Origin of the sequence: Sedimenticola selenatireducens DSM 17993 (genome assembly GCF_000428045.1) — a bacterium.
GTDB classification, from domain to species: Bacteria; Pseudomonadota; Gammaproteobacteria; order Chromatiales; family Chromatiaceae; genus Sedimenticola; species Sedimenticola selenatireducens.
In genome coordinates this window covers 87,168-110,178 of the sequence record NZ_ATZE01000003.1, presented here as the reverse complement: position 1 = coordinate 110,178, position 23,011 = coordinate 87,168, and the positions used below count along the sequence as shown (strand labels likewise).

Sequence of the window (23,011 nt, the reverse complement as noted above, 5' to 3'; positions counted from 1 at the left end):
TTCCGATGCTGAATTATTCGGCAATAGGGCGGATTTCCACTTGGTACATTGCTGCTCTTTTAGGAGGCATCCCCAGCCATTGGCTGACAAGAGTCAGCCGTTAATGTTTTCTTGATCTTACAACTAGAACAACTGTGCATGATAGATATATCTGTTCCGCTAATCCCTGAATGAATAGTTAGCCTGTTCACTAAGGATACAACTGTACAATACCGCTCTTTCCCGCGAAATCGCCAACGATCCAAATTTGCTCGAACGGATGATCCACAGGCACGTCAATATGATGATGTAATGCTGTGATGTCATCCGAATGCCATGACGGATGGGCATTGCGGATAACCAGCCACACCCGTTTGGTTTTATAGCGTTTGGTGGATTTATTACTCAGTATACGGTTAAGTGCATTCAGCAGGCGATGGTGAGGGTTCGTTTCCTTTTCCAACTTGCGCAATTCCCGCCGGGTTTTATCACTCAGGTTTCGGCCGAGAATTTTCATGGCCTCCTGCTCGGTACCATAAAGATGGGCAATTTCCAGATCCAGCCGCTCACCTTCAAATTGACAGGATACATCGGGCTTTATCGGCCGGTTATGCCAGATGTGCCGAATCGGTTTGCCGGTGTCATGTTCATACCAGCGCATGAAAATCTTAGCCGCCTGATGCTCTAATCGAATTTTCTCTTGTTTACTTGTTTCATTATCCGGCATGGTCTTGATTGTGATCGATTGTTGTATGTCATCGTGTCGAATAAATGTACATTTCACACACCAGTGTAGGTTTTTATAACACTCCATGGTTGAAATGATAGCCGGCCACGTCTCCTCAGAAGCTTTCAACGAAATCCCGTATTCCATTTAAAAGCATCTGCGTGGCAAGTATAACCAGAATCATGCCCATAAGGCGCTCCAGCGCCCGCGCCCCCCGGGTGCCGATGACGGTAAGCAGATAAGGCGATATCACGAGTAAAATCGTTACCCCAAACCACGCAAGAAACAGTGCAATACTCCATTCAAGGATCTGATCAGGCTGATTGGAACTCAGGAGCAACAGAACGGCAATGGTCGACGGTCCCGCAATCAGCGGAACGGCAAGCGGCACGATAAATGGATCAGCGTAATCAGCCTCATCATCTGTTGCCTGACCCGGAAAGATCATCCGCAAGGAGATAATAAAGAGCAGAATACCACCCGCTATACTCAACGATGGCTGGGATAACCCAAGAAATCCGAGTATAGCGTTACCAGCAAACAGAAACCCCAGCAAGACAACCAGTGCTATCAGCAACTCGCGGGCAACGACTGCGGTGCGGCGGCGCCGGTCCAGTTTGGAAAGCACTGCATTAAATACCGGTACATTACCCAGTGGGTCCATAATCAGGAACAGCGTAACCGCTGCCGAAATGATTTCACCCCAATTCAAGATGAACCCCCTGGTTATTATGGTTGATGCCTAACTGCTCTGCGGCAGCAGAGAAACAAATTTCGTTGCGTGTGATTTTACCTGTTTTCAATATTTCTCATTACTCGGCACACTAATGGGTGACGGAAAGTTCGTCATTTGAACAGGCCCTTCTATCCTTAATCCGATAAGTAATATTCGACTGTGGACACCACCCGAACTTTCTTAATATGCGGGTTGTTCTTGTCTCGTGCAGTTATGCTGAACTGTCCTTGTGATGCTCTCTTGATTTTTCCCAATCGGCTTTGAGAATCTGATGCGAATTTCTCCGCAACCTCTCGCGCCTTTGTAGTGGCCTCTTCAATCATCTCGGGCTTAACTTCATTCAACTTTGTAAAGATGTATTCTGTCTGTGACTCGTAGTTGCCACCGGTAAAGACAATACCTTGCTTACCAAGCGCTGATAATGAACCCATTAGGGATCGTACGGAGTGGATATTTTTTGAATAAACGGTGACCGTTTGAAATGCTGTATAACGAAACTCCGGCTTGGCATTATTACCATACTGTTGCGCCGATTTATCGGTTATGGCTGGTGATGTAAAAGTCACTTCCTCTGCGCCAATCCCGTTCGTAACAAGGAACTTTCTGATTTTTGAAGTATTTTCCTCGAGTAAATCGTACAGGCTTTCCAGATCATTTCCTGCTGCGGAGAACTGAATGGGCCAGATGACGATATTGGCGTCATATTCACGTTCTGACAATCCTTTAACCGTCACACTTCGGTCGTACTGCTTGAATTCAATCGCGGCATTACCTAACAGATAACCCAAAGCAGACAATCCGACGAATATAAAAGCACCCAATATAAAGGCGCCGGCCTTACCAGCTGTTTGCATTTGATTCTCCTTGATGCATTTCAATGCAGTACCCGAATCCTGACAATCCGGTGCCGACCAGCCACGACCAGCGACTGGTCATCAACATACCCATGCGGGTGCCTTCCATATAATAGCCGTGTAAATTTTCAAAATATCAACTTTCTTGGTGATTTCTTCACGATTCAATTCGTTGACTATATCTATCTCACGAATGTTTCGCCAACAGGGCAATTCAGGATTTTTCCTCCACCCGTCGCTGAACAGGACAAATGACACGACCGCCTTGTCAAACCTCCGGCACTCTGACTTACCCGGGCCGTTGGCGTACTACTGTTTACCCAGCAGAACCTCCTTGGCCCGATTGATTTTTGAAGCGAGGTAGGTGGAGCCGCCGCGATCGGGATGGAGCTTCTGCATCAGGCTGCGGTGTGCCGCCCGGATCTCTTCCTCATCTGCACCTTCTTCCAGTCCAAGAATTTCATACGCCTCGCGATGCGTCATCCCACCGGAGACCTCCGCTGCCTGGGAGTCCGCTTGCGACTGTTGCCACTCATCACCATGGACCCGGCCCAGATAGGCGCGCAACAGTTGTGCGGACTCTTCATCTTCCCGGGTACACTCGGTCAGCAGTTCCAGGAGTTGATCGAGCGTGAGCTGGTTCAAACTCCTGCCGGCAAAGGCACCTTCCAGCACGTTTCCGTTCATCTCTCCCGTATCGTGATCCAGGGTCATTCTTAAAAAGCGGGTTTCGACGATTGACTGCTGTCCGGCAGATGGTCCCGGGCCGGCTTGCCCGCTCTTGAACTGCCTGTAGATGCGCTGGATAAATGGCAGATAACCCAGCAGTGAAATCATACGTCGGGCAAACGGCAATAACGCGCCCACCAGTGCGAACACCCAGTTCAGGCGACCGGTTGCCGCCAGTCCGATGAACAGGATGCCGAGGGTCACCGCGGCCGCCTGCAGCCGGGTTTTGGGGGGTAGTTTGAAAAACCAGCGATACGCGACATATAAACCGACAATCGCCGCCAGAATAATCAGTATACGCACGGGCACTTATACGCCTTGTTGCCGACGGATATCCATGGGATATCCAATTTAATAAGGCGGTCCACCGCCCCTTAGTTGAAATATTCTAACGATTGGCCGAGCGGAAAGCTCGTGTTTTCCACTGGCGTATGGATGACGACCGGCGAGTTTACGGCCTGCAGGCATGGAGGCTCAGATACGCGCCCCACTAGCCCTTATTGATCTGGCGGGTTAATAACCTGGTCATTCCCCCGCGTGCCTTACTGAAGTTTTCCAGTGCCCGCCGCCCTCCCGCCGCGTAGACGGCAACCGCGCTCAGCAGGTCTCGGAGTTGTTGGGCGCTACTGGCATCGAACGGGCAATAGGCTCCATCGGTCAGCCGGGCTATCTGTTTGAATGCGCGTTTCGCAACCACGTAATCCCCCTCCTGGAACAGGAACACCGGCACGTTATGCAAGCCCAGTTCACCTGCCAGTTGGCAAAGTTCATCAACTTCCTCTTCCAGGCAGTCTCCCACAAATACCACCGCATCCACCTCTTTCTGCCTGGTTTCAGTAATGGCATGCTGCAGAACCCTGCGTATCTGGGTGTGCCCCCCCAGACAGCGTACGGCCATCATGCGATGCTGCAGATCCGTTTTATTGGACAACCATTCACTGGCGCTGAATTCGTTGAATCCCCGGTAGTAGCACAACTGGATGCTGAGGCCGCCGAGCGCCGCGGTCTCTTCAAACATCTGGGCCTGTATATGGCAGGCCTGGTCCCAGGTGGGTTCCCGGCTGGCCGTGGCATCCATGGCAAATATCAGTCGGCCAGTTCGGCTCGCCGGCTTCCTGGCCGGTGTTGTGGCCACTTTATGCAAAAATGCGTCAACCTCCGAACGGCTGGATCTTTTTACGAGCTTATCCTTTGTCATTACCCTCTCGGTGTATCTGAATTTAACGGCTACTTCATCGCAACAGAATCCAATTGGAATTATCCCAATCGCGGTAGCGGGTTGGCGCTATCACTGCAGTGCATCGATAATCCCGTTTCTTGTCAGCCGCCAAATCGCAACTCAGGCTGAGTCGATCCCATCTGAAGAGAAAATCATCCGGTCCTTGTCTTTAAGTTTGGCTTGGTTTCTCTACAGGTCAAGCTGAGCCTGCCAGTCCTGTTCATGTTGTCTTCTGGATGGTTGGTGGCCGGCAGGGTATAGCATGGTCGGGCATAGGGAGGGGCAGGTGACTTTTCTTACTCCAGTTCTCTGGGAATTACCCGACGCCGGCAAACTGCCGAATTATCAAAGCCCGTTTAAAGACATCTGTCCGATCGTATCTGTATTCCACCGTTGACTAACCGATCGCCCGGCAGTCATCTGGCCAGCTATGACACGCTTTTTCAGTATCCGTCGGATCTACCGGATGCTGTCGATCCTTTGATATTCATTCCTCCCTGATCATCATCTGTTCGATTGAAGCCAGGGGGTACTGGGTAATGAGCAGGTCCTCCAGCATGTTGCGTTGCCGTTGGTTCAGTATCTGTCGTTCACGCATCAACTGGTCTATAACCACATGTTGTTGTATCGATTGTTGCTCGGCTATCTCATCGCGCAGGGACTCAATTTCGGCAATATCCGGGTCATCAGAAAATATCTCGCGTATCATCAGTTCGCGATTGTTCCTGATAATTGCCCATGAGTTTTTCAGTTCGCTTAGAAATACCTGTTCGTTGCTTCTCCATTGAGAAAACTGCCGCTGGTCGAGTTCAAGGTGGTTAGCCAAGGCAGTATGCCCGTGCTGTATTGCCTTTGCACCAAACAAGTCACCCGCCGTTCGGCCAACAACTGATGCAATGACCCCAACATTGATAAACAGTGACAGTACCAAGATCACCGGCATTATATAACGCTTGATCATATGCGCTTTCCTATAAAACATGTGGCATGTTCCAGGTTGATGCTTCCAGGCGGGATGAAAGAGAACGGCGCCATTTGTGCTGCCTGTGTAAACGTGAGATCGACCTTTACTTCGTCAACTACAATATGATTTCCCAGATTGATACCGACAACAAGAGCAAATGATGCGGCCAGTCCATAGGATAAGAACCGACCATTTAGCAAATTTCCGGACCGCCGTAGACCAGGTTTCGTATTTAACCGCTCTTGAATCTCCGGAATAATGTTTATGCCAGTAGATTCTGCCTGCATGGCGGAAAACTCATTGCTCAATTGAACAAGCCGATCATGGTGTCGCCTGCAATATGCGCATTCTGCCACGTGGTTGCTGATCGCCTCCAGCTCACTCCCGCTCATTTCATGATCCACATAGGCAGAAAGTGTCTCAAAATCCGGGCAACTGTTTCTGTTCATTGGTTACTCTCTACATCATCTATCTGATCAAGCCCGGATACCAGGCCGTATCGTGCTCTCGCGATCCGGGATTTTACCGTTCCTTCGCTAATGTCCAACGCCTGCGCAATATCCGCATAAGACATTCCCTCCAGTTCGCGTAGTAGCAGGGCCTGCCGAAAAACCGGGGGGATCTGTTGAATCAGTTTGATCATAGTGGTGCATCGTGCCGATGACATGTATTGACGCTCCGGATCCATGGCATCGATCAAAGTGTGGTTAAGGCTTTCTATCGGTACTTGAGTATACAACTTGTTTCTTCGCAGATAATCTATGGCGGAATTACTCGCTATTCTAAACAGCCATGTTCTAAAAAGGGCATTTGGCTGCCACTTCTCCAGGTTTCTATATGCGCTTATAAATGTTGTCTGGCATATATCCATAGCATCATCCGGGCAGCTGATCATTCGTAATACATAGGTGTATATCCGGTTTTGATACCGCCGCATTAGCTCTGGAAATGCAGCGCTGTTACCCGCTTTCAAAAAGGCAACACAATCTTCATCGGAAAATTGCCGCAAATCGTCTGCCTGCCCCGGAATATGGTGTTCTATAGCAATCACCGTTACCAAATATGTATTGTTATTGCCTCTTCCAGTGAGCCTTTAATCCGCTAACACTCTAACGAGCCATCCTCCATAAAGTTCCCGCTCTCCAGTCAAAAAGGGTGCCCGGCCTCAAAAATCGGTATTTAGTCTCTTGCAGCATTCAATCCAATGAACACGGATGCCGCACATTCTCTAGTGTCTCCAAACTGACCTGGGTAAGGCAACAATTCGTTTTCGCTCTTTCTAAAACAGCCCGCTTAGCCTGATATTTATCATTAGATGCGGTGCAAGTATCCCTATCCAATGAACGATCCGGCGTCATGTCCTGGTTTACGATACCGTCACCAATGCGTTGTTGGAAAGGCTAAGTAGGACTGGTGCTTCAGTCTCTCTGAATTACGCGGTTCCAAAACGCTTTCCTGGAGTTTTGGTAATGCGTATCGGCCGCCAACTGACAATTATCAATATATCTTGGCTGTTTATGCACGGCGACAAATGGTTCGATGCAATGGAAGTGTTAAGAAGTTTTGTCTGATCCGATTTCAACCACGCTCGCTACAACCAGAGTTAATTTTTTAAAAAGAAACGGTTAGTAAGAAAGGTGTTTGCATTCCAAACTACGGGAAATACAAAACCATTCACCCGGATAAATATTGGAGGAACTTTTCTTAATCCTGCTCGTTTCAGTTACTACCACCCCATCAGAGGGTAGGAATAACTAAAAAGGAGGCGTGATGAAAAAAGTCCCAAATATAATAACAGGGGGAATTGCGGCACTGCTGTTCTCGCAAGGCAGTTTCGCTGCGAACTGGATTGCTATACAAGGTACCGAGCCAGAAAAAGTATCTCACCGCTTATTCGGTGCCGTTTCGTTACAATACTCCAACTACGTTGGTTGTAATCCACTCTCTGGCATGGCAAGGCCGAACGGTACGCCCACGGGAGATCTCAATAGCGGACCTGGACTGAATAACGGTTACTACGTCAACAATTGCAGGGTTGGGCCGGAGTTGCACCACGACAACAAGGGTTTCAACCTGGATGCCTTTGTCGTTGGCCTCAGGGGAAACATTATTCCAGGAAAGATCAACTACTTCCTTACTACGAATTTTGGTATGAACGGTGCCACCTACGAACCGCTCAACACCAATCGTAAACATCTCGTTTCCCTGACCGACGCCAGCGTAACGCTAAACTATATTCCAGGCGCACGCCTCCGATTAGGGCTGTTTAAAAAACCCGGTCCGGAGGAGTTGTTGGAGTCTATTAGAACGAAGGATTTCATCTATCTAACCGACTTCGTCAGGCGCGACCAAGTCGAGCGATTTGTCAACGGCAGTGCCAAAGGAACCAATCCTATCGCCGGCCAGGGATATGCCGGCAGCATTTCCACCCAGGGATATGATTCGGACGTGGGCCGTGACTGGGGCATCCAGGCATTTGACTCGTTCAATACTGGAAAGTGGACGCACACCTATGCTGCAATGATCGGTAACGGCAATGGCATACATCATTCCGACAATAACAATGAAAAGGATCTCAACCTCTACTTCTCCTCGGAATATGATCTTCCGGGTGGAAAAGGCGCCATGAAGAATGGTGTCAAGTTCTACGCATATCACCAGAGTGGCGTAAGAAACTATATCGTGGATGCCCAGGGGACCAAGAGCGAGGACTTTGACCGGATACGCTACGGATTCGGCGTGCAGGCATTAGGGCGATTTTTTGGCGAAACCGGCCACAAACACCGACTGGGAATGGACTTGATGTTTGCAGAGGGAATGATCCTGCAATCTGCCACATCGAGCTGTACTGACTGTCCGTACGGCGGGCAGTTTCAAATAGCATCCGAGAGAGATAACAAGGCCAAAGGCCTGACGCTGGAATATGGATACTATCTGAATAAGAACTGGCAGTTCGATGTTCGCTATTCAAGAAACAACCTGCTGTACGAGACGATCAATAACAGCTACTGGTCCGATTCCGATGAAAGAATCATCACCGAGCTTGCACTCGGCACTACCTACCACATTGCACCTAAAACCAGTCTGACGCTGAACTACGTATTCCGGGATTCCGAAGCACCGAATGCGGTGACCACGACCAGCGCCAATCCGGCGGCGATCAACAATGCCCTTGTCAAAACAAACAACGCTGAAAACTCCACGAGTACGATCGGCGATGTTATTGGCCTGCGTCTGCGACACATTTTCTAGGGGAGTACGATGAAGAAGATATTACTGGCCGCACTGATGGCAACGCTTTCCGCCTGCGGCACTGTGCAACAACCTGTTAATACCAATAGCGCATCGACCTCTCCGATGAAGTTTCCCTGCCTGAGTTACAGCCTCTCCTGTGGTGAGATACCGGTCAGGAAGCCGGTCAAAAAACCGTTGTCAGGCGAGTTGTCCGGCAACAGCGAGGAGGGCAGGAATATCGCGTTTACAAAAACCCGCGGCAACTGCCTTGCCTGTCACAGAATGAAGGGGGGTACACAACCCGGCAGCCGTGGGCCGGACTTGACCAGCTACGGGAACCTTGGAAGGAGCGACGCAGAAACCTTCGCGCTGGTTTATGACATGCGGTGGCGCAGTCCGGACACCCTGATGCCTCCAATGGGGACCAATGAAATACTGACTGAGCAGGAAATTCGCGATGTTGTCGCTTTCCTCCAGTCTTCGAAATAGGGGGCGGATAATGAAAATATTGACATTAATTGCGGTAACGGCGTTACACGCTATCTCTTACCCGGCTCTTGCCGAGACAGACTTCAATACTCATCCGAGATTCGACATTGATCCAAAATTGGGTGTTGCGGGCGATTTTTCCGGAACTTATAAATACTGGAAAGACACCCAGGCAATAGAACAGTTTGCCAGCATCCAGACCAATTCAGATAACGAATGGAAAATGAATGGCAAGAACATGGATATTGTCGAGGACGACTTTCACCCCGGACACCTGGCTGTTGATGAAGGGGAGAAACTCGTCAACCTTTGGGAGCACAGGGAAGCGGGATTCAAATCGTGCCTGGGTGCCGGTACCACGACCCTGGAAGGGATCGCGGCCAACTATCCCATGTACGATGCGAAGCTGGGAAAAGTACTTACACTGGAGGCACGTATTGAGCACTGTGCAAAGAAGGTGCTCTGGCAAAACTTCAAACAGGGATCACCCGTAAACGCAAGCATTGCCCTGTACCTGAAATCTCTGAGCGATGGACTCCCGATACAGATCGATGTTGATTCAGGGCCCATGAAGGAGGCCTACCTTCGGGGTGAAACACTGTTCTACAAGCGTATCGGCCAACTCAACTTCGCCTGCGCTTCATGTCATACCCCGGGAAGCATCATGGGCAATCGGTTGCGCGGGGAGGTTCCCAGTACACCCTTCGGCGATGTCAGTCATTACCCGACCTACCGCAGTCCGGTGGGTGAAGTGGAGGTATTGCATAAACGCTTTATGCGCTGCCTGAAACAGATGCGAGCCAAACCGCTGAAGCCCGGTGATCCTGCCTACGTGGACCTGGAGGTATTTTACACCTCGATGTCCAACGGCTATCCGATCAAGGCTCCATCCATCCGTTAACAAAAGAGGAGTACTAGAGTGAATTACAACAGGCGAGAGTTCATAGAGGCACTGGCTATAGGGGGCGGTAGCTGCCTTGTTGCCATGACGGGTGTGAACATGGCGAACGCGGTTGAACTACCCGGAAGCGACGGACGCTTTTCTGCTTCAAACGTCGAGGGGGTGCTGTCCGAGATCGGCGCAGCAGGTGCAAAACAATCCAGCGATATCAAGATAAAGGCACCGGACATTGCCAGCAATGGATCCATGGTTTCGGTTGCCGTAACCAGTAATCTGCCTGATACCGAGTACATAGCGCTGATCGCAGATCATAACCCGCACCCATTGATTGCAGAATACTACTATTCCAGGAAGGCCCAGCCTTATGTTTCGACACGAATCAAAATGGCCAAAACTTCCCAGGTACGCGCAATCGTCAAGGCCGGCGGTCAATTTTACTACGCGAGCAGCGAGGTAAAGGTGACTATTGGCGGTTGTGGCGGCTAAACAGTAAAGGAAACCGATATGAGTAACACAATGAAGGTTCGTGTGAAGAATAAAAATGGCGTAGTCGACGTCAAGGTAATTATCAACCATCCAATGGAGAATGGCCTCCGGCTTAACCCACAATCAGGCAACAAGATCCCGGCCCACTTTATCAATCAGTTCATAATTTTGGTCAACGGTCAAGAGGCTCTGGTGTCACGCTGCACCGGCGGCCTCTCCAAGAACCCGTTTTACGGCTTTAAATTGAGTGATATGAAGCCGAACGACAGGATTACCGTGAACTGGACCGACAATACTGGCCAGTCAGGCAGCGCAGACGCCGTCGTTAACTGATGAGGATGATGTAATGAGAAGTAAGGCTATATTCGCGGTATTCAGTGGTTTCCTGATGACACTGGCATTCAACACATCACACTCAGAAGTCAAAAACAGCGGTACCCTGGAGGATCCGGACACCCGTGCCATGCTCGCACTACCGGCCGACGAGCGTCACCTGGTTCTGGTGGAGATGCGCAACTTCGTCGTCGCCATGCAATCCATTCTGGATGGGCTCGCGCGTGACGACATGGAGCAGGTGGCCAGCGCCGCCAGGACGATGGGCAGCGGAGCGGCAAACGAAATTCCACCCCACGTGGTGGCCAAACTGCCTGAAACCTTCAAGCAGTTGGCCGGGAAGGTACATACCACGTTCGATGCAATCTCTATGGACGCGGAAGCGATGGGCGACATGGGACACACCGTGGGACAGTTGTCAGAGCTGACAAAACACTGTGTTGCCTGCCATGCCATCTACCAGGTGGACCGGCTTCGATAAGCGCGGCCTTGTCAATCTTGCTGTATACCCAAAAAGGAGAGTCAGGTTTGAGGTAAATCCATCCAACACTTGATGCCGGCTTCTGCCAATTGGCGGGGCCGGCTTTTTTCAAGCTGTGGGAGCAGGGCGACTGGCGACTGAGTGAGGGCTTCGATCAGGCAAATAATGCCACCGTTTTTAGTTGTAAATAAATCACTCAGACGACTTAAACTGAAAAAATAAATTTGCTGTATGGCGAAGAGCTTCTCCGGGCTCTCAATTGTAGTTAATCCTTTTGCAACAATGCTTCAACTTCCTTGAGCGGTACTGGCTTGCCAAACAAGTAGCCCTGAAAGGCGTGACAGCCATGCTTGGTTAGAAAGTTCATCTGTTCCCTGGTTTCAACCCCTTCAGCAATCACGTTCAACCCCAGAGCCTTGGTCATCCCTATGATGGCTTGTACGATGGCAGCATCACTTTGGTCGGTGGTGATGTCGGACACGAAGGAGCGGTCGATCTTGACCTCATCCAGCGGCAGGCGTTTCAGATAGGCTAGCGACGAGTAGCCGGTGCCGAAATCATCCATCGAAAAGTTCACGCCGAGCTGCTTTATTTCGCGCATCTTGGCAATGGCTTCCTGTATGTTTCCCAACACGGTGCTCTCGGTCAGTTCCAACTTCAGGTGGGAAGGTTTTGCACCGCTTTCCAGCAATACGCATCGCACTTGCGCGACAAAATCAGCCTGGTGAAACTGTTTTGCGCTAACGTTTACTGCCAGTATCAAGTCTTGGGTCAACGCGTCTTGTTGCCAGGCCTTGAGCTGGGCGCAGGCAGTCTGCAAGACCCATAGCCCTATCGGCAGAATCAATCCGGTTTCCTCGGCCAGCGGAATGAATTGGTCAGGGAACACAAATCCGCGCTCGGGATGTTTCCAACGCAACAGCACTTCCGCGCCGATCGTCTTGCCACAACTGTCAACCTGTATCTGGTATTGAAGCAGGAATTGCTGCCTGGCGATCGCCTGTCGTAAATCCGTTTCAATGGCTAAACGCGTGTCCAGCACCGCTTGCATCTTTGGATCAAAAAAGCGAACGGTATTGCCCCCCGCCGCTTTGGCCTGGTACATGGCCACATCGGCATGCTTAAGCAAATTTCCCAAATTTTCGTTATGGGCGCGGAACAGTTCAATGCCGATACTCACTGTAGTATGGTGCTCCTGACCTTCCAACATATATGGCCGGCTCAACTCGTCGCGGATTTTTTCTGCAACGATTTCGGCGTGAGTGGCGGCCTCATCCGGCTGGAGGCTCAGATCTTCAAGCACTACCACGAACTCATCACCACCCAACCGTGCCACGCTGTCACCTTCACGAACGCAGAACTGCAACCGGCGTGCGACCTCGACCAACATCAGGTCACCCATCGCATGACCCTTTGTGTCATTTATCTTTTTAAACAGATCCAGATCCAGAAACAGCACTGCGCCATGTCGGCCGCTGCGTGTGCTGATCGCTGTTGCCTGCTGTAAACGGTCCAATAACAGGCGGCGATTCGGCAAGTGAGTGAGCGGATCATAGAAGACCAGCTGATGGATTTCCTGTTCAGCCTGCTTGCGCGCTTCAAACATGGCATTAAGGCCATCGCCTACCAGGCTGAGCTCATCACGCGTGTCGATTTTGACTCGCTGGTCCAGGTCGCCTTCGGCAAATGCGCGTGCAGAATGAATCAACGAATTGACGTTACCGATAATGGCGTAGTAGATACTGACCGAGATATAGACTATCAGCAGCATTAGTAGCAAGGCACTGCCAACACTCAGATATAGCGTATTTTTTGCCTTGGCAATACGCTCCTCAATAAGATTTTTGGCAGCGGGCATCAGCACCTGGTGCATTTGCGCGTAGCCATTGTTGATCTCGGTGGTAGCCATATCCATGAATATCTCCGGGGGGGTAACAAAGTTGCCGGTGAGGATATCTGACTCCACGAGTTTGATTATCTGCGTCGTTGAATCGCCAATACCCGTATGTGCCGCCCTGAGTGATATCTCCGCTGCCGGGGTGTAATGACTGGTCTTATCGATACGGTTCGAGAGTTCACGGTGGGTACTTTCAAGTTCAGCAATCAGGTTGTGTATGGTGATTATCTGGCGCTCGGTAATCTGTTTGGCAGCCAGAATGAAGGTTCCGTATGCACGGAGCTGGCCGAGGTGTTCAACTACGTACGGAATTTTGCTGACGGTCGTATCAATCAGATAGAACGTGGCGAGCTCCGCATCCGTGATCAGCGCGTAGTCATCAGCAATAAGCTCCTTGAATAACTGGACCTGCTCGATCAAGCGGGTATGTTGGGTGAAATTCTCATACGCCGATTTGTGAAGACCATCTATACGTAACCGCTCCCATTCCGCCTTGATATGCCGGAAGCCTTCGCTGGAGATCAGGTGGGCAGGTAATTTTCTTTCCAGTACGCTGAATGCATCCGCGACTTCCCTTTCCTTGACGGCTCGCCTGCCCTTCATTATATCGCCCCCCCCGAGCAGCGCAGACGAGATTCCGCGGTGTTGCTGGAGGTACTGTATGGTTCGGGAAACCGGCTCAATCAGCACCAGGCCTTGCAGCTCCCGTTTCGATAAACGGATAACCTGGTCAAGGCTGGCAAACAGGCTGTACACCACTACGGCGATCGCCACCAACGACATCAGCCACAGCAGGGTAAATTTTTTGGTAAACCCGATGCGGTTCAGCAGTGTAATGGTCGGGATAAAGATCGGCCGTATGGTTTCCCCGATACTGCTATTGCCTTCCATTGGTCCTCCCAGCCTGTTTCGTCACGGAGTATCCCTCGTAGAATGTTACTTTTTGCTAGGTATAACTGTAGGTTTATCTTTTCAGCGACGGCGGGGGAAAGGCAGTCATAGGATAAAAAGCATATTGCAGTCCGGCTGTTATTGTTTCTTCTGGGCCGGAGACTTGTCGCATACAGTTCAGAATGGTTTGCCAAGTGGTATGCACAATACTTCCTAATACAACCAGGGTCAACCGGATCAAAGCGCGATGTGGATGGACAGTCGCGGCGGGAAAACCACCAATTTCCGAGTGGATTACCACCTGAAGTCAAATTTATCCGGTCTTTGTCTTTATAGTTTGGGTCAGATAAAAAACTATCCAGATCCTACGTGGGCGGCTTTGAGTTTTCAATCTGACCCCAATTACTCCCTGCGATAGCACATGAGAAGCAGCCCGGTAGAAGTCATCCGATTCATCTAGGTTCAGGTAGTCCGCGAGGATCTCCAGCATGTTTGCACGACACTCAGCAATGTTATCCGCCAACAGCTCGATACCGTAGATACACATCAGAGCCAGCAGCGCGTAGTGCTGTTTTTCGAAGTCTGACTTCCCGAACTTACACTGAACAGCAACGAGCTTCCGCTTGAGAACCTGGACAAGAAAATTGCCGCTCCCACACGCCGGCTCCAGAAAGCGGGAGTCGATACGCTCGGATTCATCCTTGACGAGGTCGAGCATCGCCTCAACCATCCATTCGGGAGTAAAAACCTCTCCGTGGTCGGCGACGCGCTGTTTTGTTTTCACTAGGCTCATGGAGTTATTGCGCTTTTTAAGATGATGGGGGATAGAACACAGATTTAATCGGTCAGCAACTTGCTGGTCTGTCCACTGCTCCTATTGCTTTCCTATTGCTTTGTCCGCCGGCAACACTATACCTGGCTCCCGAATCAGCACCTCGGAAACCTTTCTGGCACTGCCGATAAAAGGCATCAGATCCTTTTGGGTCAAGCCCGCTGCTCCATGCGAAAACGAATGGCCGCAACCGGATCTGGCGATTCCAGCGGATAGTTGACGGCTTCATACTGCTCGACCAGTATCGACAGCACCTCCAGCTCATCTTCCTCTTTGCTGCCCTCGGCAGGATCGTTATCAAGCAGGCGCACGAGTTCGGCCAGTGCAGCCTGGTGCTCGGCATTGGTTTTGATGATCTTTAGATGACTCATCGTTTCCTCCTAGAATACCTGCTTATCGTACTCCGAGAATAAAATCGCAACTTCGCCTGAATACGCACACTGGGCTGATCCTACACACTTTAGCGTTCATCCGTGTCTTTTTTTCTTCGGCCGGAACGTTTCGCCGAAGGCTGCTTATGGGCCAATGTATAGGCATCCAGTAGCCGACGGATCATCTTCTGGTATTGAGTATGATGCTTTTCGGCCTCATGTTTGAAAAACTCAACGCTCTCCCTGCTCAGGGAGATCGTAACCTTTACCGTATCTTCCTTGAACACAAGCTCTTCCGGTGACGGCAGAAAGTCCGGCACCACCTCTATCGGGCCGACCGGCTCATCAGTGTATGTGGTTTTCGCGCTCATAGATTGCTTACCCTAGCTAGATTGATCGCTTCCTTCCCGGGATGTCATTCCGAGCTTTCCATGCTCAGGTATCAAACATAGCAGAATCACAGGCCAGTTGGCCATATAAATATATGGTTATTACTATGGCTTTTAGTATGGCATTTTTCATATCGACACACACCGCTACCGATGATTCCGCATCTTGAGCACTGCAGGCTATCTGTCTCACCCATTCACTTCACCGTCGCTAGGTTAGCGAAGCTCCTCGGCTGATCCACATCGGTACCCTTGTGCAAGGTGGCGTGATAGTGGGGCAACAGAAGAGCACAGGTACATTTAATTCATTACTGTGTTGGTTTTATCAAACAATTAGATCGGACATGAGCACCATATAATGTTCGTATGCGGTCATCCGCTCTATAGAAGATTGAAATTTCATGCCTCTGTCGCTCCTCCAAAAGCACAAAATTATTAATAGGTTATCCAATATTTATAAGTTCTTGATCTTATTTTTTTGTCAACTATAATGCAGGCAAGTGGATTGGGGGTGCCCGGTCGGCGTCATAGCCTCGGTGAGTATCATCGGGGCTTTTCGCTTTCTGGCACAGGATAAATCTTCATGCCAACCCCTTCATAACCCCTGCCTACATGCTTCCTCCCACCGTCACAGTAGAATTTTCGCTTTAATACCTCAAAGGCACGATTTTCCTGTTCGGGTCTTAGGAGGTTCAAACCTATAGGACGCGCAACGAGGTCAGCCAACTGCAATCCCGAGGACATTGCTTTCTTGTCTGAAAACATGATCTCGAACGGCAATGGTAACCCCAGCCGATTGTTCCCATCACAGATCCTCCGGAACTCCAACTCCAGTTCGTTATCCTCTTTTTTCCCGCGACATTCGACCACGACATGGGTCTTTTTCTGGTGTTGATGTTTCTCTTGCAGGAATTCGAAAAGAGTTTCCAGACAAAAGCCGAGAGCAAGGTGATAAGGGTTGGAGTCTAGTTCACCCCTTTTACAGAGAGCCCGCTTATCAATGACACAACTAACGAGAATAAAATTACTTTTTTCAATGATGTCTGTTAACTCATTAAGGAACTGGAGCCTCTCATCTCGACCTCGGAAAATATTGAATACACCCTTTTCCTTTCGGATTTCATTCTCATGCAGAATAACTTGGTCATGGCCGAAATAGTTGAATTTGAACTTCTCCAATGCAGAGACAACCCTCTCGCTGTAATGTCGCTTATGAAACACACAGAATGCCAACACGAATAGAGGGTACTGCTGGTCTATCGACTGCAGGCTATGATCGCCGCTTTCGTCAACATACACGATGTACTTGCTGAAAGGACTTTCCGGTGCTGGCGCAGAGGAGGGTCCAGATCTATCCAGACCACTCTGGGACCCTTCCATTTCAAACAGCGGTAGTTGTTTGTCGTCACCCGTCACCGTTGAATTCCCTTTTCATTCAGCCACCGCTTTACCTACTCCACCGTCACCGATTTGGCCAGGTTCCTTGGCTGATCCACATCGGTGCCCTTGAGCAGGGCGACGTGGTAGGAGAGCAGTTGCAGCGGTACCGTGTAGACGATGGGGGCGGTGGTGGGGCAGATGTCGTCCAGGGTCAGGCTCTGGTAGTTGTCCAGCTCGATCTTCACCCGTTTGTCACTGAACAGGAACAGCTCACCGCCACGGGCGCGCACCTCCTGCAGGTTGGAGAGAACCTTCTCCAGTAGCGGATCATCGGGCAGGGCGCAGACCACCGGCATCTCGGCATCCACCAGGGCCAGCGGGCCGTGTTTCAGTTCACCGGCGGGGTAGGCCTCGGCGTGGATGTAGGAGATCTCTTTGAGTTTCAGCGCCCCCTCCATGGCGATGGGGTAGAAGGGGCCGCGCCCGAGGAACAGGGCGTGGCTGCGCTCGGCAAAGCCGGCGGCCATCTGTTCAATTTCATCATTGAGTTGCAGCACCACTTCCATCTGGCGGGGCAGGGCGTGCAGTTCCTCCACCCATTCGGTCAGTTGTTCCGGGTCGACTCCCTGGCGACGTGCCAGCGCCAGCACCAGCAGCCGCAGGGCGACCAGTTGGGTGGTGAACGCCTTGGTGGAGGCGACGCCGATCTCGGGTCCGGCGCGGGTCATCAACGCCACGTCGGATTCGCGCACCAGGGAGCTCTCCGGCACATTGCAGATCACCAGGCTGCCGAGGTAGCCCTGTTCCCGGCTGCCGCGCAGGGCGGCCAGGGTGTCGGCGGTCTCCCCCGACTGGGAGATGGTGACAAACAGGGTATCCGGCGACACCACGGATTTGCGGTAGCGGTATTCGCTGGCGACTTCCACATTGCACGGGATGCCAACCTCTTCGAACCAGTAACGGGCCACCATGCCGGCATGGTAGGAGGTACCGCAGGCGATGATCTGGATGCGCCGGGTCCGGTCCAGCAGCGCCTTGGTTTCATAACCAAAGCTCTCCTCCAGCAGGCGGCCCTTGTGGATGCGTCCTTCCAGGGTCTCGGCCACCACGGCGGGCTGCTCGAAGATCTCTTTCAGCATGTAGTGGCGGTAGGGGCCTTTGTCGGTGGCGGTCGGATTCAGCTTGGAGGAGACCACCGGACGCTCCACCGGATTACCCTCGCTGTCGAACACCTGCACCCCTTCACGCCGCACGTCGGCCAGGTCACCCTCTTCCAGGAAGATGAAGCGCTGGGTCTCGGTGAGCAGGGCAAACACATCGGAGGCGACAAAATTCTCCCCCTCGCCCAGACCGATCACCAGCGGCGAGCCGGCCCGGGCCACCACAATGCGGTCCGGGTCATCGGGGCTGGCGACCGCGAGGGAGTAAGCACCCACTAAGCGGCCAACCACCGACCTGAATGCCCCACAGAGGTCGTTCCCCGCCTTCAGGGCATCCGCCAGCAGATGGGCAATCACCTCGGTATCGGTCTCGGAACTGAACCGGTAACCTTTGGCCGTGAGCTCTTCGCGCAGTTCGGCATGATTCTCGATAATGCCATTATGCACCACCGCGACCTGCTCCCCGCTCATGTGGGGGTGGGCGTTGCGCTCGGCCGGCATACCGTGGGTGGCCCAGCGGGTGTGGGCAATACCCAGTTCGCCTGCGATGGGGTTCTCCTCCATGCGCTGCTGCAGTGAGGCGACCTTGCCCACCGAGCGGATGCGCTGGATGCGGCCTGAGCTGTCACGTATGGCGATACCGGCCGAGTCGTAGCCGCGATACTCCAGTCGACGCAGTCCTTCAATCAGGATGGGGGTAATGTTTCGCCGCGCCACGGCGCCTACGATGCCACACATGGTTGGTTTTCCTTTTCTTTCTGGTGAGAACGCTGTGTCTGCTCACCGCTTGTTCATGACGTAGCGTAGGAAGAACGGGTTCTGAATGGCTGTCGCCATAGGCTGTAATCCCCTCGTCCTGTCCTTCTCCCCGAGGGAGAAGGGACGCTTTGAATACCATTAGAACAAAACTGCAATGGTTTCCTACCTGATTCGGGCCAAGCAGACCGCCCCGGTCAGTCGCCCTGCTTCTCCGGCCGCTTCCAGCCCTTGAGGCTGAGCTGCTTGGCGCGGCTCAGGGTCAGGGTGTCTGCCGGGGCATCCCGGGTGATGGTGGAGCCGGCACCGATGGTGGCGCCCGCACCGACCTCAACCGGCGCCACCAGTTGGGTATCGGAACCGATAAAGGCGTTGTCGCCGATCACGGTGCGGAACTTGTTCACCCCGTCGTAGTTGCAGGTGATGGTACCGGCACCGATATTCACTGAATGGCCGATGGTTGTATCACCGATATAACTCAGGTGGTTGATCTTGCTGCCGGCGGCCACGTCGCTCTTCTTGATCTCGACGAAGTTGCCCACATGCACCCGCTCCGCCAGCGTGGTGGCGGGGCGCAGCCGGGCAAATGGACCGATGATGGAGTCCGCTCCAACCTCCGAGTCCTCGATCACACAGTTCTCCTTGATCCAGACGCCATCGGCAATATGGCTGTTGCGGATCACCGTATTGGCACCTACCCGCACGCCGTCACCCAGGGTAACTTCGCCCTCAATCAGCACATTCACATCCAGCTCTACATCCTGTCCATGCTGCAAGCGGCCACGCAGGTCGAAGCGGGCCGGATCACGCAGGGTGATCCCCTCACGCATCAGCTGTTCCGCCTGCACCTGTTGGTGTCGACGCTCCAGCGTGGCGAGCTGAACCCGGTCATTCACCCCTTCCACTTCAAAGCTGTCGACGGGGTGCGCGGTCTTTACCTCAACGCCTTCATCCACTGCCATCGCCACGACATCGGTGAGATAAAACTCGCCCTGGGCATTATTGCTCTCCAGCCGCCCGAGCCAGCCGGCGAGCCGCGCCCGGTCGGCAATCAGGATGCCGGTGTTGATTTCTCGGATACGCTGCTCGATTTCCGAGGCATCTTTCTGTTCAACAATTCGGGTGACATGCCCCTCGACCCGCACGATACGGCCATAACCGGCGGGATCGTCCAGGGTGACGGTGAGCAGCGCCAGCGCGGTATCGTGGGATTGTTGGATCAGGCTGTTCAGGGTCGTTTGCTGGGTGAGGGGAACATCGCCATAGAGCACCAGCACCCGGTCCATATCGGCCATGGCGAACATTGCCTGCTCGACCGCATGACCGGTTCCGAGCTGTTCGGCCTGTTCTGCCCACACCAGGGTTGGATCATTAATCGCCTGCTGTACCTGATCGCCGCCATGGCCATAAACCACCACCACCTTGTCCGCGCCCAGCGCCTTGGCGGTGTCTATCACGTGCCCCACCAGCGGCCGGCCGGCGATGCGGTGCAACACCTTGGGCAGTGAAGATTTCATCCTTGTCCCTTGTCCTGCGGCAAGGATCACAACACCCAGCTTCATAGTTATCTCTCTTAAAATTCGCGATCTGGTCGGCCGGTGGCCGATTAGTTGATGGAACAGCCGCCCTCGGGAGGGGTCATGTCATCTATGGTAGCGTCACGTACCTCCACGATCTTGACCATCACCTTCAAAGTCTTGCCCGCCAGCGGGTGATTACCGTCCACGGTCAGCTTGTCGCCTTCGATCTTGCTGACGTAGAAGGTGCGGGCCTCGCCCTCCTGATTCTGCATCTGCACCTCGGCACCGAGCTGGCGGAACTGGGGCGGTACATTCTCGATATCGTCGGTAAAGGTGAGCTCCGGGTCATGCTCGCCGAATCCATCCTCCGGCTCCACGATCATCTCCACCTCGTCACCCACACCCTTGCCGGCAATCACCTTGTCCATGCTGCCGATCAGCTCGGTCTCACCGCCATGGACATAGCTGACGGGGATATCATTCTGCTCGAGCACATTACCTTCCATGTCGGTGATGTGGTAGGTGAGAGAGACAAATTTTCCGGGTTTGATGACTTCACTGGACATAACATACTGCTCCGCTTGAATGAATAGAGCCTCCCGTGGGGAGGCCCGTGAGTATATCATCCGCGGCGCACCGCTGACTAAACCGGCATTGCAATTTGCCTCCAGGCAAGCGACATCCAGCCGCCCGAGTCGTTAACCGCTGATCCGGACCCGGCTTTCGGCGGTTGACCAGCCATGCCACAACACCGGATGGGGGGATTCCCACCCATTTGCCTTATCGTACTGAACCGGACCATTCCACCATAACCATTAAGGATCAACGGGTTATCATTAAAAACCAGCGCCAGCTAACATCTGGCACCCCGTTTGCTAACCTTAATAGACCAGCCCGGCACCCGATGTGACAGAGGAGGCGCCCGGCCTGGACCATTAAAGACATCCCTATCAGGAGGAATCCAATGCACAAAGCTCTGATCGGCCTCGCCGTTACCGCAGCACTCACCATCTCATCTTCCGCTGCCTTCGCTAACTGCGATCCCGGCGAAATGGTGATCAAGTTCAGTCACGTTACCAATACCGACAAGCACCCCAAGGGTATCGCCGCCGCCCTGCTGGAGAGCCGGGTCAATTCAGAAATGAACGGCAAGGCCTGCATGCAGGTCTATCCGAACTCCACTCTTTATGATGATGACAAGGTACTGGAGGCCATGCTGAACGGTGATGTGCAGTTGGCGGCACCTTCGCTCTCCAAGTTCGAAAAATTCACCAAGAAGTTCCGCATTTTTGACCTGCCGTTCCTGTTTGAAGACGTGGACGCGGTGGACCGTTTCCAGAATTCCGAAGCCGGTGAAAAGCTCAAGGGTTCGATGAAAAGACGCGGCCTGCTCGGACTTACCTACTGGCATAACGGCATGAAACAGCTCTCCGCCAATCGCCCGTTGATCCACCCGGACGATGCCAAGGGCCTGAAATTCCGCGTCCAGGCATCGGATGTGCTGGTGGCTCAATTCGAACAGCTGGGTGCCAACCCGCAGAAAATGGCCTTCAGCGAGGTGTACGGCGGACTACAGACCAAGGTGGTCGATGGCCAGGAGAATAGCTGGTCCAACATCTATGGTAAGAAATTCTTCGAGGTACAGGACGGCGTGACCGCCAGTAACCACGGTATTCTCGACTACCTGGTGGTCACCTCCGGTGAGTGGTGGGATGGGCTGCCCGCAGACATCCGTGGCCAGCTCAGCCAGATCCTGCAGGAAGTGACCGAGACTCGTAACTCCGAGTCTGCCAAGGTCAACGCCCAGAGCATGCAGCACGTGATCGACGCCGGTGGCGTGGTACGTACCCTGACCCCAGAGCAGCGTCAGGAGTGGGTAGACGCCATGAAACCGGTCTGGAAGAAGTTTGAAGATGATATCGGTGCCGACCTGATCGAGGCAGCCGAGGCTTCCAACAAGAAGTAAGTGGTTTTACTTTGTAACCAGGCGACCGCCAGATGTGGTCGCCTGGATTTGACAATACTCAGCTTAAACTGCCTTTGAGGACGCCGTGATGCACCCCTTACCCCAGTCCAGGTTCGCCAGAGCCATGGATCAGATAGAGGAGACAGCAATAGCAATCTGCCTCGGTCTGATGACGCTGATCACCTTTGCCAATGTGATCGCCCGCTATCTGTTCAACAACAACATTCTATGGGCTCTGGAGGCCACGGTTTTTCTGTTCGCCTGGCTGGTGCTGATGGGCTGCTCCTATGGGGTGAAAAAACAGTTCCATATTGGTGTCGACGTGGTGATTAACATGGTGTCACCCAAGGCGCACCGGGTGATGGCACTGCTTTCGGTCACCGCCTGCCTGGCCTTTGCCATCCTGCTGCTGGTCGGTTCCTGGGACTACTGGTACGCCTTTGCCACCAAGCGCGCCTTCCTGGAGACCAACGACGTGCCGATGCCCGACTTCCTGCAATTTTTCGCCACCTGGCTGAATGAGGGGGAGCTGTACGAGAAGATGCCCCGCTTCATACCTTACGCCGCCTTGCCTCTGGGCATGGGGCTGTTGACCCTGCGCTTTCTTGAGGTCGCCTGGAAGGTGATCAAGGGCGAACAGGACTCCATCATTGCCAGCCATGAGGCTGAAGCGGCCGTCAGTGAACACCCACATCATCGTGAAGGAGAGAATTAGTA

24 protein-coding genes are annotated in these 23,011 nt (G+C 52.6%); 8 read left to right on the top strand and 16 right to left on the bottom strand.

What is annotated here, in order from left to right:
• Window positions 1-190: 190 nt before the first annotated feature.
• The 8 genes from A3GO_RS0103605 to A3GO_RS22390 form a co-directional block, all read right to left on the bottom strand.
• Window positions 191-853, bottom strand: coding sequence for a hypothetical protein (locus A3GO_RS0103605; protein WP_335340000.1), 663 nt, complete (start codon window positions 851-853; stop codon window positions 191-193).
• On the bottom strand, window positions 822-1,418 hold the full coding sequence (locus tag A3GO_RS0103600; protein ID WP_037374631.1) for a YhgN family NAAT transporter: 597 nt from the start codon (window positions 1,416-1,418) through the stop codon (window positions 822-824). Before A3GO_RS0103600 ends, A3GO_RS0103605 begins: the two co-directional genes overlap by 32 nt.
• A 158-nt stretch (window positions 1,419-1,576) precedes the next feature.
• Window positions 1,577-2,296 carry an SIMPL domain-containing protein gene (locus tag A3GO_RS0103595; protein WP_029132237.1) on the bottom strand — a complete coding sequence of 240 codons (720 nt, stop codon included), beginning with the start codon at window positions 2,294-2,296 and terminating at the stop codon, window positions 1,577-1,579.
• Window positions 2,297-2,605: 309 nt separating this feature from the next.
• Window positions 2,606-3,328: a DnaJ domain-containing protein gene (locus tag A3GO_RS0103590; protein ID WP_029132236.1), complete on the bottom strand. Its 723-nt coding sequence runs from the start codon at window positions 3,326-3,328 to the stop codon at window positions 2,606-2,608.
• Window positions 3,329-3,515: 187 nt separating this feature from the next.
• Window positions 3,516-4,223, bottom strand: a complete 708-nt coding sequence (locus tag A3GO_RS0103585; RefSeq protein WP_029132235.1) for a P-loop NTPase family protein — start codon at window positions 4,221-4,223, stop codon at window positions 3,516-3,518.
• A 508-nt stretch (window positions 4,224-4,731) separates the two neighbouring features.
• Complete coding sequence (locus tag A3GO_RS0103580; protein WP_029132234.1) at window positions 4,732-5,205, bottom strand: periplasmic heavy metal sensor; 474 nt, start codon at window positions 5,203-5,205, stop codon at window positions 4,732-4,734.
• Window positions 5,202-5,657 carry an anti-sigma factor family protein gene (locus A3GO_RS0103575; RefSeq protein ID WP_084609729.1) on the bottom strand — a complete coding sequence of 152 codons (456 nt, stop codon included), beginning with the start codon at window positions 5,655-5,657 and terminating at the stop codon, window positions 5,202-5,204. Before A3GO_RS0103575 ends, A3GO_RS0103580 begins: the two co-directional genes overlap by 4 nt.
• Window positions 5,654-6,259: an RNA polymerase sigma factor gene (locus A3GO_RS22390; protein ID WP_051301800.1), complete on the bottom strand. Its 606-nt coding sequence runs from the start codon at window positions 6,257-6,259 to the stop codon at window positions 5,654-5,656. Before A3GO_RS22390 ends, A3GO_RS0103575 begins: the two co-directional genes overlap by 4 nt.
• Window positions 6,260-6,978: 719 nt before the next feature.
• On the opposite strand from A3GO_RS22390, the gene A3GO_RS0103560 reads away from it, so the two are divergent.
• The 6 genes from A3GO_RS0103560 to A3GO_RS0103535 are packed head-to-tail and all read left to right on the top strand — an operon-like array spanning window position 6,979 to window position 11,132.
• On the top strand, window positions 6,979-8,460 hold the full coding sequence (locus A3GO_RS0103560; RefSeq protein WP_157606699.1) for a hypothetical protein: 1,482 nt from the start codon (window positions 6,979-6,981) through the stop codon (window positions 8,458-8,460).
• 9 nt (window positions 8,461-8,469) lie between these two features.
• Window positions 8,470-8,931, top strand: coding sequence for a sulfur oxidation c-type cytochrome SoxX (gene soxX, locus A3GO_RS22385; RefSeq protein ID WP_245621653.1), 462 nt, complete (start codon window positions 8,470-8,472; stop codon window positions 8,929-8,931).
• Window positions 8,932-8,941: 10 nt separating this feature from the next.
• Entirely contained in the window at window positions 8,942-9,832 is an 891-nt protein-coding gene (soxA, locus tag A3GO_RS25155; protein WP_051301799.1) for a sulfur oxidation c-type cytochrome SoxA, read from the top strand.
• A gap of 18 nt (window positions 9,833-9,850) precedes the next feature.
• The gene (gene soxY, locus A3GO_RS0103545) at window positions 9,851-10,318 is read left to right on the top strand and encodes a thiosulfate oxidation carrier protein SoxY (RefSeq protein WP_029132231.1); all 468 of its coding nucleotides are present in this window, start codon (window positions 9,851-9,853) and stop codon (window positions 10,316-10,318) included.
• Window positions 10,319-10,336: 18 nt separating this feature from the next.
• Window positions 10,337-10,651 carry a thiosulfate oxidation carrier complex protein SoxZ gene (gene soxZ, locus A3GO_RS0103540; RefSeq protein WP_029132230.1) on the top strand — a complete coding sequence of 105 codons (315 nt, stop codon included), beginning with the start codon at window positions 10,337-10,339 and terminating at the stop codon, window positions 10,649-10,651.
• A 13-nt stretch (window positions 10,652-10,664) separates the two neighbouring features.
• Window positions 10,665-11,132 (top strand): hypothetical protein, encoded by a 468-nt coding sequence (locus A3GO_RS0103535; RefSeq protein WP_037374630.1) that lies wholly within the window; start codon window positions 10,665-10,667, stop codon window positions 11,130-11,132.
• A 265-nt stretch (window positions 11,133-11,397) separates the two neighbouring features.
• Here A3GO_RS0103535 and A3GO_RS25640 read toward each other — a convergent pair whose 3' ends face one another.
• The 8 genes from A3GO_RS25640 to A3GO_RS0103495 all read right to left on the bottom strand — a co-directional run bounded on the left by A3GO_RS25640 (window position 11,398) and on the right by A3GO_RS0103495 (window position 20,894).
• A complete protein-coding gene (locus A3GO_RS25640) occupies window positions 11,398-13,812 on the bottom strand; it encodes an EAL domain-containing protein (protein WP_084609751.1) in 2,415 nt (804 codons plus the stop codon).
• Between the two features lie 421 nt (window positions 13,813-14,233).
• Window positions 14,234-14,713 (bottom strand): N-6 DNA methylase, encoded by a 480-nt coding sequence (locus A3GO_RS22370; RefSeq protein ID WP_157606697.1) that lies wholly within the window; start codon window positions 14,711-14,713, stop codon window positions 14,234-14,236.
• A gap of 191 nt (window positions 14,714-14,904) precedes the next feature.
• Window positions 14,905-15,123, bottom strand: a complete 219-nt coding sequence (locus tag A3GO_RS22365) for a helix-turn-helix domain-containing protein (RefSeq protein ID WP_051301797.1) — start codon at window positions 15,121-15,123, stop codon at window positions 14,905-14,907.
• Between the two features lie 89 nt (window positions 15,124-15,212).
• Entirely contained in the window at window positions 15,213-15,494 is a 282-nt protein-coding gene (locus A3GO_RS0103515) for a CopG family transcriptional regulator (RefSeq protein WP_029132228.1), read from the bottom strand.
• Between the two features lie 561 nt (window positions 15,495-16,055).
• A complete protein-coding gene (locus A3GO_RS0103510) occupies window positions 16,056-16,928 on the bottom strand; it encodes a DUF3800 domain-containing protein (protein WP_029132227.1) in 873 nt (290 codons plus the stop codon).
• 35 nt (window positions 16,929-16,963) lie between these two features.
• A complete protein-coding gene (gene glmS / locus A3GO_RS0103505) occupies window positions 16,964-18,790 on the bottom strand; it encodes a glutamine--fructose-6-phosphate transaminase (isomerizing) (RefSeq protein WP_029132226.1) in 1,827 nt (608 codons plus the stop codon).
• A gap of 215 nt (window positions 18,791-19,005) precedes the next feature.
• Window positions 19,006-20,370, bottom strand: a complete 1,365-nt coding sequence (gene glmU, locus A3GO_RS0103500) for a bifunctional UDP-N-acetylglucosamine diphosphorylase/glucosamine-1-phosphate N-acetyltransferase GlmU (protein ID WP_029132225.1) — start codon at window positions 20,368-20,370, stop codon at window positions 19,006-19,008.
• Between the two features lie 44 nt (window positions 20,371-20,414).
• Window positions 20,415-20,894: an FKBP-type peptidyl-prolyl cis-trans isomerase gene (locus tag A3GO_RS0103495; RefSeq protein ID WP_029132224.1), complete on the bottom strand. Its 480-nt coding sequence runs from the start codon at window positions 20,892-20,894 to the stop codon at window positions 20,415-20,417.
• A gap of 398 nt (window positions 20,895-21,292) precedes the next feature.
• Between A3GO_RS0103495 and A3GO_RS0103490 the strand changes: the two genes are divergently transcribed.
• The gene (locus tag A3GO_RS0103490) at window positions 21,293-22,294 is read left to right on the top strand and encodes a TRAP transporter substrate-binding protein (RefSeq protein WP_029132223.1); all 1,002 of its coding nucleotides are present in this window, start codon (window positions 21,293-21,295) and stop codon (window positions 22,292-22,294) included.
• A 124-nt stretch (window positions 22,295-22,418) separates the two neighbouring features.
• Complete coding sequence (locus A3GO_RS22360; RefSeq protein ID WP_335339999.1) at window positions 22,419-23,009, top strand: TRAP transporter small permease; 591 nt, start codon at window positions 22,419-22,421, stop codon at window positions 23,007-23,009.
• Window positions 23,010-23,011 lie beyond the last annotated feature (2 nt).